The sequence below is a fragment of the Acidovorax sp. FG42 genome (assembly GCF_057809195.1).
This window is the reverse complement of the sequence record NZ_JBMDJM010000001.1, coordinates 398,675-410,316: the sequence shown is the minus strand read 5'-3', so window position 1 is coordinate 410,316 and position 11,642 is coordinate 398,675. Positions and strand designations below refer to the sequence as shown.

Genomic DNA, 11,642 nt, shown 5'->3' with positions numbered 1-11,642 from the left:
GCGCGGAACAGGGCAACACCCCGACAAGGCTGCGGGCGCGAAGCCCGCCCACCCGGCGCCACCCACCTTCAAGGAGCACACACATGCGCACACACATTCAACTTCTCGGCGCGGCCGCCGCCATCGTTCTGGTCACCGGATGCGCCAATATGGACGACACACAACGCCGCACAGCCACAGGCGCCGGCATCGGTGCCCTGGCGGGCGCGGTGATCGGCTCGGCCACTGGCGGCAGTGCCGGGACGGGCGCCGTGGTGGGTGCCGGGGTCGGGGCACTGGGCACCTACATCTGGTCTCAGAACATGGAGCGCCAGAAGCGCGAAATGGAACAAGCCACCCAAGGCACCGGCATCGCCGTGACGCAGACGGCGGACAACCAGCTCAAGCTCAATATCCCCAGCGATATTTCTTTTGCTGTGGGCCGTTCGGACATCCAGCCCAACTTCGCGCCGGTGCTGGACCAGTTTGCTGCAGGCCTGCGCAACAACCCCAACACCGACGTGCGCATCGTGGGGCACACGGACAGTACCGGCAGCGACGCCATCAACAACCCGCTGTCAATGGACCGCGCTGCGAGCACCCGCAACTACCTCACGGCGCGCGGCGTGGACGGCCGCCGCATCGTGATCGAAGGCATGGGCGAGCGCTACCCCATTGCCACCAACGACACTGCCGAAGGCCGTGCGCGCAACCGGCGGGTCGAGATTTTTGTGGGCGAGCGACCACGGGGTTGATCACCCAGGTACGAGCCCTCGCCAAGGGGACGGGCTCACTGCCCCGCGCGCAGCAGGTTCGCCAGTTCCACGGCGGACTTGACCTGCATCTTGTCGAACACCCGTGAGCGGTGAACCTCGACCGTGCGCACGCTGATATCGAGCTGGTCAGCGATGAGCTTGTTGGGAAGACCGGCGACCACCAGGTCCATCACGTCGCGCTCCCGCTCGGTCAGCTCGCTCAGCCGCACTTGCAGGTCACTGCGCTCGCGCACCTGGGCCAGCCGCTCGGACGACTGGGCCAGCGCCTGTTCGATGCGGTCCACCAGCGCGTTGTCGGAGAACGGCTTCTCGCAAAAATCGAACGCCCCCCGCTTGACGGTGTCCACGGCGGTGGGTACGTCCGCATGGCCGGTGAGAAAGATCACCGGCATGGTGGCCAAGTCGCCGCGCGCGGCCAGCACGTCAAAAAGTGCCAGCCCACTCATGCCAGGCATGCGCACATCCAGCAGCAGGCAACAGGGCTGGCGCTGGGGCGGCCGCTTTTGCAGCATGGCATCGAAGGCCTCGGCCGAATCAAAAGACTCGCTCGGCAGCCTGCGCGAGCGCAGCAGCCAGGCCAGCGCCTCGCGCACGCTGGCGTCATCGTCCACGATGTACACGGTGGCGTTGGTGATGGGCTCCATAAATCAGTTCTGTGGTCCATTGCAATATCTGTCACGCGCACACGATGAAACCGCCAGGGCTCGGCACAGGCCCATGCCATATGCCTCAGGACGTGGCGCCATTGTTCACAGGCAGCGTGAAGGTAAATACCGTACCACGGGGCTCATTCGGCGCAAATCCGAGGAAACCGCCGTGTTGTTCGATGACGGTGCGGCACATGCTCAGCCCCAGGCCCATGCCCTCGGGGCGGGTGGTGAAGAACGGGGTGAACAGCTTTTCTGCGACTTCGGGAGGAATCCCGGTTCCCACATCGGTGACGGCAAATTCAATCCAGCCATTGTGCGGGTTGGAGGCTGCGCGCCGCACCCGGATATCCAGCACACGATTGCGCACCCCAGGGTCATCCATGGCTTGCATGGCATTGCGCGCGAGGTTCAGAAGCACCTGCTCCACCATGGTGCGGTCGCACAGCGCGGGCGCCAGGCCGGGCTCGATGGATGTGTTCACGCGCACCCCCAGCTTGCGGGCCTGCAGGCTCACCAGCGGCAGGATGGCATCAAGCAATTGCTGCGCATGCACGGCCTCGCGGGCCTGGTCGCGGCGCCGCACAAAGTCGTGCACGCTCTTGATCACGCGGCCCGCCCGCTCGGCCTGTCGGGCGATCTGGCGCATGGCCATGCGCACATCCTCCAGGGCATCGTGTTCGGGGGTGGACGCACCGGCACTGGCTCCGACGCTGGCGGGCGTGGCATGTTCCAGCAGGTTGATAGAGCCGTTGGCGTAGCTGGAGATGGCGGCCAGCGGCTGGTTGAGTTCGTGGCTGAGCAACGAGGCCATCTCGCCGACCGTGGCCAGCCGTGCCGTGGCCTGCAGACGCTCCTGCGAGGCACGGGACAGCTCCTCGACCCGGCGCTGCTCGCTGATGTCCAGGAACGCGCTCATCCAGCCCGTGTGCTGGCCTTGGGCATTGATGAGCGGGGCCTCGATGATCAGCACGGGAAACCGCGTGCCGTCCTTGCGCATGAACTCGGACTCAAATCCCTCGCGCGGCGGCATGGTGCCGGCAAAACGGATGGCCTGGCGCTGGCGGTATTCCTCCACACGCTCGGGGGGCCAATAGGGTGCCGACATGCTCAGGCCCAGCAGCTCCTGCGGGCTGAAGCCCACCATCTCGCAGAAGGCCGGGTTGACGTAGGTGATGCGCCCCTCCAGGTCGCGCGCGCGAAGCCCGGTCACCAGCGAGTCCTCCATCGCCTTGCGAAAGGCCAGCGCATCGGCCAGGTCACGCTCGGCGCGCAGGCGGCGGCGGTTGTCGCGCACCAGCACTACCATCACCGTCACCAGCGCAATCGACATGGCCGTGACCAGGGCCGTCAACACATTGGGGAACAGGCTGGGTGCACTGTGCCAGCTGTCCATGCGCAGCACCAATGTACTGCCTGGCAAGTCCAGCAGGTGCTGCGCCGAGAACATGCGCGACCCCCGTCGCGCCGCTCCCAGCACCGCCAGCCGGGTGCCGTCGGCCTCTGTGAAGGAGGCTTCCTGGCTGCGCGTGAGGTTGTGCCCCACCAGATTCGCCAGGATGTCCTGCAGCGCATAGGTCGCGACGAGATACCCCAGGGGGCGGCCGCTGGCCGATAGCGGAACACACAGCTCCATCATCTCCGAGCCCAGGCCGTCGCCATGGGGTTGGAAGTAGCTGCTGGAATACGCCGGCCCCCCCAGGCGACGCGCGTTGGCGCAGGCGATGGTGAGATCCGACTGGCCGCTGTCGCGCAGCCGCATGTCCCAGGCCACCGGGCGGTAGGGCGACTGCACGTGGGTGCGCATGCGCAGATTCGCATCGCGCAGCTCAATGCGCACGAGCTCGCGCCGGTTACGCAGCAGGTCAGACGCCTCGACCTCCCAGGCCAGATGGCTCGGGTTGTCGCTGGGGAGTGCCTGCAGGCTTTGCAGGTTGTGCGTCAGCGCGGTGCGGATGTCCGAGACTGCATCGGCGGTGTCCCGCTCCAGGCGGGTCTGCACCTGGCTGGCTTCATAGCGCCCGGCCAGCCACACCATGGTGGCAAGCATGGACACCACGAGCAGCACCAGCGCCGTCCACAACGACCAGCGCCGCCAGGCTCCGCGCCAGCGCTGCAGCAGGGTGCGTTTGACGGGCGTTGGCTTCACAGCACGCGGTGGGTCAATGCGGGCAGCTGGGCGCGCACGGCACTCAGGCGCTGCTCGTCCAGCTCGCCGGCTACCACGCCAGCGCCTTGATCGCGCTGCGCGATGATGCTGCCCCAGGGGTCCACCAGCATGCTGTGGCCCCAGGTATGGCGGCCGTTGGCGTGCACACCGCCTTGGGCAGGGGCCAGCACATAGGCCAGGTTTTCCACCGCGCGGGCACGCAGCAACACTTCCCAGTGCGCCTGACCCGTGGTGTGCGTGAAGGCGCTGGGCACCAGCAGCAAGTCCGCACCTGCGCGGGCATGCGCGCGGTACAACTCCGGAAAGCGCAGGTCGTAACACACGGACAACCCCACTCGCCAGCGCTGACCGCTGCGCGCTTGCAGATCAAACTGCACCGGGGTGTCACCGGCGTCGATGACACGGCCTTCGTCGTACTGTTCAGCGCCGTTGCTGAAGCGAAAGAGATGGATCTTGTCGTAGCGCGCAACGCAGGCACCCGTCGGGTCAAAGACCAGCGTGGTATTCCGCACCCGGTCCGGCGCATCGGTGGCCATAGGCAGGGTGCCCCCCACAATCCATATCTGCAGCGCGCGTGCGGTGTCAGCCAGAAACTGCTGGATCACTCCGGAGCCTGCGGTCTCGCGCAAGGCGAGCTTGTCGGTGTCCTTGTATCCCATCAGACAAAAATACTCTGGCAACACCGCCAGCTCGGCGCCGCCCAGCGCAGCCTGCTCCAGCAGCTCACGCGCAACCCGCAGGTTGTCGTCCAGCGCGGTGCTGGACACCATCTGGATGGCAGCGACTTTCATGAAGGTTCTCCGGTCTTGGGGGGTGGGCTGGCGCGGGGCGCCGCTTCGGTGGCAGGGCTCGCTTCGCGTGCGCGGCGCGCCACGCGCACCACCCGGGGATCGGTCCAGGTACCGTCGATGCGGAACTCCTGCGTGGCCGCCTCAATGAGCGGGCCACGCAAAAACACCTGGGCCAAAAAGCTGCCTAGGCCAATCACCGGGTTGATGGCCGTGGCCACGAGCGAGGCGGTCATGGCATTGATCTCGGGCACCACCACCACACGCAGGTCCTGCGTTTCCTGGTCGATGTTGGCGCTGCCTTCCATCAGCACGGCTGCGTTGACGCCCTTCATCTGCAGGTTGTTGGTGGTGGCCACGCCGCGCTCGATGCGCACATCGCCCCGCACAAAATCGAATGCAAAACCTTCGCTGAACACATCGCGAAAATCGAGAGTCAGCCGGCGCGGCAGCGACTGCAAACTGAGCACGCCCAGCAGCTTGGCCAAACCGGGGTCGGCCTTCAGAAACTGGCCGGATTCGACATTCAGGTTGATCTGCCCCGTCATGCTGCGGTAGTCGGGGCTGAAGGGCGCGCCAATCCAGCCCACCTGCCCTTCCATGCGGCCCTTGCCACGCCGCACCACGTTGGCCATGCCCAGGCGGGCCAGCAGGTCGCCCGAATCGCGGATATCGAGCTTGAAGCTCAGCACCGTGCGCCGCTCGGCAGAGCGGGGGCCTGCCGCAGCGGCGTTGAGCACCGCCCAGTTGCCGCTGGCGGTGAATGCCGCCTCAGGCGCGGTGATGTTGAACTTGGACAGGCGCCATTCACGCAGCACACCCTCACCACCCCGGTTCTGGGCCTCCATCTCCACCCGCCCCAGCCGCTTGCCCCGCAGCTCAAAGTCGTCCACCACAATGTCCAGCGCGGGCAAGTTGCCCGGTTGCTCGTTGAGCAGCTCTTCGACCTGGGTCACATCGCTTTGCGGCATGTTCACACGCGACAGGCGGGCAAACAAGCGGCCGTTGCTGAACTCGGGCGACCCGGGCTGGCGGTATTCCAGATAGCCATTGAGTTCGGTGGCATCAAGGTTGGCACGCCAGGTGGTGCCCTCACGCAGCGCGCCTGCCACCACGTTGTGCAAGGTGCGGCCTTGCAGAGTGAGTTCCCGCGCACGCAGCGCCAGTGTGGTGGGCAGATAGTCCTGCGCCATGGCCTGCCCCGCCGGTGCTGCAGCCGCTCCAGCGCTGCGTGTGGCGGGCTCGGCGGCAGTGGCCCGGGTGAGCACATCGTCCCACGCATCCACGTCCAGCTTGCCCTGGTTGATGTTGGCAGCCACACCTTGTGCAGGCATGGGGGCGAACTCGCCATTGCTCAGGCCCACACCGATGGCGCCGCGCAGCACGCGGGGCTGGGGACCGCTCAGGTCGCGCACATAGATGGCCGAACCGAGCGGCCCCAGGTCGAGCGTGATCTGGTCCCGCAGCGGTGGGGCATTGCTGCCGTTTCCGTTGTTGTTCGCCAAGCCCGCCAACGATTCGCGCGCCACCTGGTTGTCGAAGCGCAAGGGCAGGCTGCTGTCCGCAGCCTTGCCCAGCGGGGGCGGCAAGGCCAGGGCCAGGCCCTGCAGGCTGGTGTTCACCTGCAGCTCAGGCACCCCGCGTCGAAAAGACAGGGCCAGTGTGTACGGTGCGCTGCCGGTGGCCCGCCGCGCCAGTTGCGACAACATGCCCAGCTGCGGGGTTTGCTGCAGCCCTTCGGCCGTGGCGGTGCCCTGGGCACGGATCTGCACCGCCGACTCGGTGGCCGGGGCATTGGCCGCCAGCGCGCGCATGCCGCCTTCCAGCCGCACGGGGCCGCCCAGCGCCTGGGCCTGCACATTGGACAGCGAAAACCCGGTCTCGCTGAACTGCACGGCGCCACGCACGCGGGTGAGTGCAGGGGTGTCGGGGGTGATGCGCAGTTCGTTGCCCGCCAGCGTGACGCTGCCCTGCACCTTGGATTTGTTGATGTCGCTGATGGGCAGGCTCAACCGCAGCTGGAAGTCGGCGTTGCCCGTGCCGCTGGCCTGCTCCAGCGCATTGCCCGTCATACGGCCCAGCGGCGAGGTGGTCATGAGCGTGAGCAGCTCGGCCAGCGGGCCGCGCGCATCGGCACTCACGCCGACCACGGTATGCGCCAGGTCTGGAATGCGCGCCTCGACCTTGGACAGGCGCAAGCCCTTGCTACCCGCAAAGCCGCCGCTGGCGCCGCGCACCTGCATGGACGAGCGTTCAAAAATCAGCTCCCCCCCCAGATCGGTCAGCGCCGGCCAGGGCAGGGTGCCTGCGGGTTGCAGCGCGGTGGGCACGTAGGCGTAGGTGACGTCCTTGACGCGCGCCGCAATGCGGAACTCGCCCTGCTTGGGGTCATTGAAAGGCAGGTCGTGCAAGTCCCCTTTGACCCGGAACTGCACATTGCTGGCGCTGCCAGCGACCACCGCATCGCGCACGTAGTGGCGGGATTCGGCGGGAATCGACAGGGGCAGGTAGCGGTGCACGCGTGTGCCGTCAGCGCGGTGCAGCGTGCCGGTGAGGTCCAGCACCCCCGGAAAACGCGACCGGTGGGGCGCCTTGGAGGGGTCGCTGGTATGCCAGGTGGCGCGGGCATCGCCCTGGGCATCGGCATTGGCAAACTGCACATCGTTGGCCTGCACGGCGATGCGGCCCCCGTCCACCTGCCAGCGCACGTCGGCACTGAGCCGGTCGAGCGGCAGGACCGGCTCCTCGAACACCCCCGGCAGCACCAGCGCCCCCGACGCCATGGTCAGCGCCGCCTTGCCCCCTGCCTGGGTCATGTCGATGTCCACGTTGGCGCCCCGCAGGCCCAGGTGGGCGGGGGTTGCGCCATCAGTGGCACCGGCCAGCGCCAGCCCCTGGATGCGCCCCTTGACCTGGTACTGCTGCAGCGCATCCAGCGGCCCCTTCCAGGAGGCCTGGATCTCGTCCACCAGCCCCTGGGGCGTGTAGGTGCGCAAGGCGTCGTGGGCAGCCGCTCCCAGCGGCAGACGGCTGGCCACCTGCGCCAGGGCCGCCAAGTCCAGCCGGTCGGCCCGCAATTCGCCTTGCGCCGGTGCCTTGCCGTTGGCATCGGTGTGCACCAGCCGCAAGTTGCCGCCGGGCCAGGTCAGGCCGTCGTCGGTCTGGAACTGCAGCGCCTGCGTCGAGAATTCAAAGCCGCCGGTGAGCCGCCGCCCCCCCAGCCGGCCCTGGATGGAAGGCAGAACCAGCGGGCGCAGATCGGCCGCCAGCGTGGTGTTCACATCGGCCAGCGCCAGGTCGGCTGTGCCGCCCACCACCTGCCCGCTGCGCACATCGGCCCAGGCCCGCAGCGCGCCCCGGCCCTGCGCCACCTCGATGCCCACATCGGCGTGGTGCCGCAGGTGCGACACATCGACCCGCGTGAAGTGGGCAAACATCTGGCCGCTCCAGTGCTTCCAGTTGCCATCGCGGGCGCGCAGCAGCGGCGCGCGAAACAAACCGACCAGACTGAAACGGTCGCCCCATTCCGGCGGCGGTGTGGCATCCACCCGAAGGTTGTGGTGCCAGTTGCCGTTGCGCAAAACCAGGTCCACTTTTTCCAGCGCCAGCTCGGGGACGCCGCGCTGCTCGTCGGTCCAGCGCACCGTGCCACCCTTGATATAGACCTCGCCCTGCGAGAACAACCAGTCGGCCGCCGCGCTGCTATCGCCCTGGTTCTGGGCAAATTCCAGCCCCGCCACATAAATGCGCCCGTCGCTCGCCCGCCGCACCTCCAGATCCGGGCCTTCGATGTAAAGCTGCTCAAACCCCCACTGCAACAACGAACGGGGCGACAGCGCCACCACCACCCGAGGCAGGCGCAACGCGGTACGGCCTGCCGTATCCAGCAGCGCGACGTCAGACAGCTCGATGGACGGGATCAACCCCTCGGTGCGGGCCACGATGGCGCCGATCTGCACGGGAACCCCCAATACCCGTGCGGCCTGCGCCTGCAACTGTGGGCGGAAATCACCGATTCGCGGCACAATCCAGCCATGAAGAGCCCCCCATGCGATGGTCAGCAGCAGCCAGAACGCGAGCAACAAGCCCAGCGACCACCGCGCAAAACCTGCAACTATTTTCAGCAGGCGTGAGGGGTGCGAGGTGGGATCGATCATGGTGAGATGGAAAGTGGCAGGAATTATGACCCGCAGCCCTGGCGTGGGTTCACTCGTGACCCGAGTGCCCAGTGAGCTTTTGTATGCCGTCGGGCCCGCACACCAGCACCCCGCTCCCCGTCCAACATCCGGCTGTGGCTGCCATGCATCCTTCTCTGTCTGACCCCCGCTGCCACCAGCCCCTGCCCGAGGGCCCCCTGGCCGAACATTCCCGCTTCTACCAGCGCCTGCACCGCCGCTACGCCAACGACCTTCCGCTGCTGCCCCCGGGCGTCCCGGTGCTGGCGACCATGGGCCAGGCCTACGATGCCCTGTGCGCACGCGGCTGCGATACGGGCACCGCGCTGCGCGTGCTGCGCCAGTTGGTCATGGAACGGCTGATCCAGCTGGACTGTGAGGCACAGACTCCCCTGGCCGACATCACCCGGGCCGTGACCGAACTGGCCGAACTGGCCCTGGACCGCGCCTGCCAGCAGGCGCGCCGCGAGCTGGACGAACGCCATGGCGCACCGCGCGGCCCGCAGGGCCAGCCCGTGCAGCTGTGGATCATCGGCATGGGCAAGCTGGGCGCCCGCGAGCTCAATGTCTCCAGCGACATCGACCTCATCTATGTGTATGAGCACGATGGCGAAACCGCCGGCATGCCCGATGGCCGGGGCCGCATCTCCAACCACGAATACTTTGCGCGCGCCGTCAAGGCCATTTACAGCCTGGTGGGCGACACCACCGAGCATGGCTTTGTCTTCCGGGTGGACCTTGCCCTGCGGCCCAACGGCAACTCGGGCCCCGCATCGGTGTCCCTGGCCGCGCTGGAGGAATACCTACAGGTGCAGGGCCGCGAATGGGAACGTTTTGCCTGGCTCAAGAGCCGTGTAGTGGCCCCGCGCGACTGCATTGGCCGCCCCGAGGTGCAAGCACTGCGCGGCGTGGTCCTGCCGTTTGTGTTCCGCCGCTACCTGGACTACAGCGTGTTCGACGCGCTGCGTTCGCTGCACAGCCAGATCCGGGACCATGCGTCCAAACGCAGCGCCGGGCACCCCGAGCGCGCCAACGACGTCAAGCTCTCGCGTGGCGGCATCCGCGAGATCGAATTCACCGTGCAGCTGCTGCAGGTGGTGCGCGGCGGGCAGTTCCCCGAGCTGCGCCGCCGCCCTACGCTGGATGCGTTGCAGCGCCTGGCCCACGCGGGCCTGATGCCCCAGGAAACCGCCGACGCGCTGGCCCGGGCCTATGTGTTCCTGCGCCGGGTGGAGCACCGCATCCAGTACCTGGACGACCAGCAGACCCACGTGCTGCCCACGCGCGACGACGATCTGGCCTGGATCGCCAGCACCCTGGGTTACAAGAACTGCTGCGCCTTCCTGCACGAGCTGGACGCACACCGCGAGCTGGTGGCCCAGGAGTTCGACACCCTGCTGGGTGGCAACGGCAAAAAACAATGCAGCGGCGGCGGCTGTGGCGGCCCCCGGGCAGCGGCACCGCCGCCCCCGGAACTGGAAGGCCTGCTGGAGCAGCTGCCGCCGGGCTTTCGTGAGCGCGTGGCCGAGTGGCGCAACCACCCGCGCGTGGCCGGTCTGCGTGACGAAGCGCGCGCGCGCCTGTTCCGCCTGGTGCAGCGCACGGCCCAGTGGCTCAAGGAAGGACGCGTCACCGAAGAGGCGACCGTGCGCCTGGCCAACTGGCTGGAGCCGCTGCTGCGGCGCGAGAGCTATCTGGCGCTGCTGCTGGAGCGGCCGTCGGTGCACGAACAGCTGCTGCACCTGCTGGGCGCGGCCAAATGGCCCGCACGGTACCTGCTGCAGCACCCCGGCGTGATCGACGAGCTGGTGGGCGACGCACTGCTGTCCGAACGTTTTGTGGTAGCCGACTTTGAACGCGAACTGGGCATGCGCCTGGCGTCGCTGCGCTCCACCGGTGAGGACGACGACGAAACCCTGCTCAACCTGCTGCGCCGTGCCCAGCATGCAGAAACCTTCCGCACCCTGGCGCGCGACGTGGAGCGCCGCATCACGGTGGAACAGGTGGCCGACGACCTCAGCGCGCTGGCCGACAGCGTGCTGCGCATCACCAGCCAGTGGTGCTGGAGCCGCCTCAAGAACCGCCACCGCGACGAACCCCAGTTCGCCATCATTGGTTACGGCAAGCTGGGCGGCAAGGAGCTGGGCTACGGCAGCGACCTGGACATCGTATTTGTGTTCGACGACGACGATGAGCGCGCCCCCGAGGTGTACGCGGCCTTTGTGCGCAAGCTCATCAACTGGCTGACCGTCAAGACGGGCGAGGGCGACCTGTACGAGATCGACACGGCCCTGCGGCCCAACGGCAACTCGGGCCTGCTGGTGACCAGCTTCGAGGCCTATGCCAACTACCAGCAGCAACGCGGCAGCAACACCGCTTGGACCTGGGAACACCAGGCCATGACACGTGCGCGCTTTGTGATGGGCAGCGAGACCTTGCGCGAGCGCTTCGACGCCGTGCGTGAGGCCGTGATCACCTCCGCCCGCGACCCGTTGGCGTTGAAAGACGAGATCGTGACCATGCGCGAGCGGGTGCGCTCGGCCCATCCCACGCCGGCAGGCCGCTTTGACGTGAAGCACAGCCCGGGCGGCATGGTGGACGCAGAGTTTGCCGTGCAGTACCTGGTGCTATCGCAGTCTGCGGCCCACCCCGAGTTGCGCGGCAACCTGGGCAACATTGCGCTGCTGCAGCGCGCCGAGCAAGTGGGCCTGCTACCTGCCGGTGTGGGCCACGCAGCCGCCGACGCGTACCGAGAACTGCGCCGGGTGCAGCACGTGGCGCGCCTGGACGAGGCGCCCACCCAGGTCACGCCCCCCGCACTGCAGACCGAGCGCGATGCCGTGCTGGCGCTGTGGACCGCGGTCTTCGGCTCTGCTGCCGCATCAGCCTGATCGGCGGGCGCACAGCGCAAGGAATGGCCGACTTCCGGAGGGGTCGCCTTCCTCCTCCACACCCTATATTCGGATGGTGCAAAACCTCCATCCGATCTGCCCAGCCCCCGCTCCAAACAGCCGCTCCGCACGGGCAGAGACACGGCCGAAACACCTTCGACATTTTCTGAAACAAAAATTTAATCAATCGTTTGATTAAATAGTGCTGTAATCCGG

The 11,642-nt window shown here is 67.4% G+C and carries 6 protein-coding genes; 2 read left to right on the top strand and 4 right to left on the bottom strand.

The window, feature by feature from the left end:
* Nucleotides 1-83 precede the first annotated feature (83 nt).
* Nucleotides 84-734 (top strand): YiaD family glycine zipper/OmpA-like lipoprotein, encoded by a 651-nt coding sequence (locus ACODSM_RS01905; RefSeq protein ID WP_110960801.1) that lies wholly within the window; start codon nucleotides 84-86, stop codon nucleotides 732-734.
* 35 nt (nucleotides 735-769) lie between these two features.
* On the opposite strand, the gene ACODSM_RS01900 is transcribed toward ACODSM_RS01905, so the two are convergent.
* From ACODSM_RS01900 to ACODSM_RS01885, 4 genes are all read right to left on the bottom strand, one after another.
* Complete coding sequence (locus ACODSM_RS01900; RefSeq protein ID WP_110960800.1) at nucleotides 770-1,399, bottom strand: response regulator transcription factor; 630 nt, start codon at nucleotides 1,397-1,399, stop codon at nucleotides 770-772.
* Nucleotides 1,400-1,484: 85 nt separating this feature from the next.
* Nucleotides 1,485-3,569, bottom strand: a complete 2,085-nt coding sequence (locus ACODSM_RS01895) for a two-component system sensor histidine kinase NtrB (RefSeq protein ID WP_488804239.1) — start codon at nucleotides 3,567-3,569, stop codon at nucleotides 1,485-1,487.
* Nucleotides 3,548-4,363 carry a carbon-nitrogen hydrolase family protein gene (locus ACODSM_RS01890; RefSeq protein ID WP_488804156.1) on the bottom strand — a complete coding sequence of 272 codons (816 nt, stop codon included), beginning with the start codon at nucleotides 4,361-4,363 and terminating at the stop codon, nucleotides 3,548-3,550. The genes ACODSM_RS01895 and ACODSM_RS01890 overlap by 22 nt, the downstream gene beginning before the upstream one ends.
* A complete protein-coding gene (locus ACODSM_RS01885; protein WP_488804155.1) occupies nucleotides 4,360-8,517 on the bottom strand; it encodes a YhdP family protein in 4,158 nt (1,385 codons plus the stop codon). The genes ACODSM_RS01890 and ACODSM_RS01885 overlap by 4 nt, the downstream gene beginning before the upstream one ends.
* 143 nt (nucleotides 8,518-8,660) lie before the next feature.
* Here ACODSM_RS01885 and glnE point away from each other — a divergent pair, with 143 nt between their 5' ends.
* On the top strand, nucleotides 8,661-11,426 hold the full coding sequence (glnE, locus tag ACODSM_RS01880; RefSeq protein WP_488804154.1) for a bifunctional [glutamate--ammonia ligase]-adenylyl-L-tyrosine phosphorylase/[glutamate--ammonia-ligase] adenylyltransferase: 2,766 nt from the start codon (nucleotides 8,661-8,663) through the stop codon (nucleotides 11,424-11,426).
* Nucleotides 11,427-11,642: the final 216 nt, after the last annotated feature.